This window comes from Cytophagia bacterium CHB2 (assembly GCA_030263535.1).
Classification (GTDB): domain Bacteria; phylum Zhuqueibacterota; class Zhuqueibacteria; order Zhuqueibacterales; family Zhuqueibacteraceae; genus Coneutiohabitans.
Genome location: SZPB01000633.1, coordinates 1 through 2,036 on the forward strand (window position 1 = coordinate 1; position 2,036 = coordinate 2,036).

2 protein-coding genes are annotated in these 2,036 nt (G+C 54.2%); one reads left to right on the forward strand and one right to left on the reverse strand.

Features of this window, described 5'->3' with window-relative positions; all coding sequences use genetic code 11:
- Positions 1-335, forward strand: a 335-nt coding sequence (locus FBQ85_29690; protein MDL1879303.1) for a hypothetical protein, incomplete at its 5' end; no start/stop codon positions are given.
- A 190-nt stretch (positions 336-525) separates the two neighbouring features.
- Here the strand turns inward: FBQ85_29690 and FBQ85_29695 are convergent.
- A complete protein-coding gene (locus FBQ85_29695) occupies positions 526-1,959 on the reverse strand; it encodes a ferrous iron transporter B (protein ID MDL1879304.1) in 1,434 nt (477 codons plus the stop codon).
- Between the last annotated feature and the right edge of the window lie 77 nt (positions 1,960-2,036).

The window sequence follows — 2,036 nt, forward strand, 5'->3', positions numbered from 1 at the left end:
CCAGATATGCGGAAAGCCGGCGGCGCACGATTTCGTTTGTGGCAAAGGAGAATCGGCAGGCGGAGAGCGCGAGTGAGAATTTTGCCCGCAGCTTGATCGCCGCATTCCGGCGCAGCCGGGTGCCGGTACACACGTATGAGCCGATCCGGCAGTATGTTTATCGCGGCGGCCGCAAATGGACGCCCGGCATTATTCGCTACAGCCGCGTGCCCACCTCAATTTTGTTGGAAGCGGCGAATTTGGCGAATCGCGGCGATCATGATAACATGCGCTCGACGGCATTCCGCCAGCGCTTTACAGAGGCTGTGGCTAAAGCAATTGCAGCGGAAAAGTGAAGGCGAGTGCGCGCAAAGAGGGTGCAACAATAGTTCATGCCAGCATGTGAAGGCGCAAAGGGAGCGATAAATGAACCCAACTGATCAAGGCCGTTGGGTTCATATTTCCGCTAGGAAAATTTTGTGAATATTGTTTTACGTTTGATCGCAGAAGAATTTTGAAGAGTCGCGCAAAAAACGTCTTACCCGCTTACATCCCCGCCACCAACCGCCACACCTGCGTAACGAAAAAGCACAGAATTAATCCCAACACAGTCGGCATCAGCGCTGAAAAAGCGGCCCACTTGGCGCTGCCGGTTTCTTTGTAAATGGTGTAGATCGTAGTGGAGCAAGGATTATGCACCAGGCTAAACAACATGAGATTGACCGCGGTCAACGTTGTCCAGCCGGCGGCGTTGAAAATTGCCATGTAAGCAGAGGCATCGTCAAGCTCGAACATGACACCGGCGCCCTCGCCAAAGCCTGCAAGTTTTGCGCTGAGCACAGACAGCATGAGAATCGTCGGCACCACGATTTCATTCGCGGGAATCGCGATGAGGTAAGCCAGCAAAATCACGCCATTCAACCCAATGAGCAAGCCAAAAGGATGGAAGAAATTGATAATGTGCTCGGCAATGCTAAGCTCGCCGATCGGGATGTTGCTGAGCAGCCAGATGACGGCGCCGGCGGGCACGGCAAAAACAACCGCGCGCCACAACACAAAGATCGTGCGGTCAATCAGCGAGGTATACAACGTCTTCAAAATTTGCGGGGGACGGTACGGTGGCAATTCCAGGCTGAAGGTCGAGGCTTCGCCTTTGAGAATTGTGCGTGACAAGAACCACGAGATCACAAATGTCAAGAAGATGCCCAATAATGCCACACCGACTACGGCGCCGGCGGAGACAAGTCCCGCCAGGCCGGCGGGCACCATGGCGCCAATAAAAAGCGACGCCATTAAAATTTGTGTGGGCCAGCGGCCGTTGCAGAGCGCAAAATTGTTGGTGATGATGGCGATGAGCCGCTCGCGCGGGCTATCGATGATGCGCGTGGCAATGATGCCGGCGGCATTGCAGCCGTAGCCCATGCTCATGGTCAGCGCTTGTTTGCCGTGCGCGCCGGATTTGCGAAAAAGATTGTCGAGATTGAAGGCGATGCGCGGCAGATAGCCAAAATCTTCCAATAAGGTAAACAGCGGGAAAAAGATGGCCATGGGCGGCAGCATCACGCTGACCACCCAGGCGCCGGCCAAATAAATGCCGTCAAACAAAAAACCGGAAAGCCACCAGGGCGCGCCAATTTGTGTTGCGAAGCCTTTGAGAAGGGGATGAAGCGTATCGATCAGCAAAGAAGCCAGCATGCCGGACGGCACGTTTGCGCCCGCGATGGTCAGCCAAAACACCAGCGTCAGCAACAGCAGCATGATGGGCACGCCGGTAAGACGACTGGTGAGAAGTCTGTCGAGCACGCGATCCCAATCAAATCTCGGTTTGTCGCCGGATTTGGTGACGGTGCGCTCTGCGATGCGCGCAGCATCCTGATAGATGGCGTCCATCAACGCATCATGCAGATTGTCGCCCACCTCCCAGCGCAGATTGTTGGCGGCGGCTAGAATCGATTCGGTATTTATTGTTGAGGGTTTCATTCCGGTGAATCTCTATTAAAATTGATTAATGGTCGATTGCGGGAATCAGTCTCTTGAGAACCAATGATTTGTTTTCT

What these genes read in the sequence shown, in the direction of transcription:
- FBQ85_29695 (MDL1879304.1), bottom strand. Translation starts at nt 1,959, where the DNA reads ATGAAACCCTCAACAATAAATACCGAATCGATTCTAGCCGCCGCCAAC.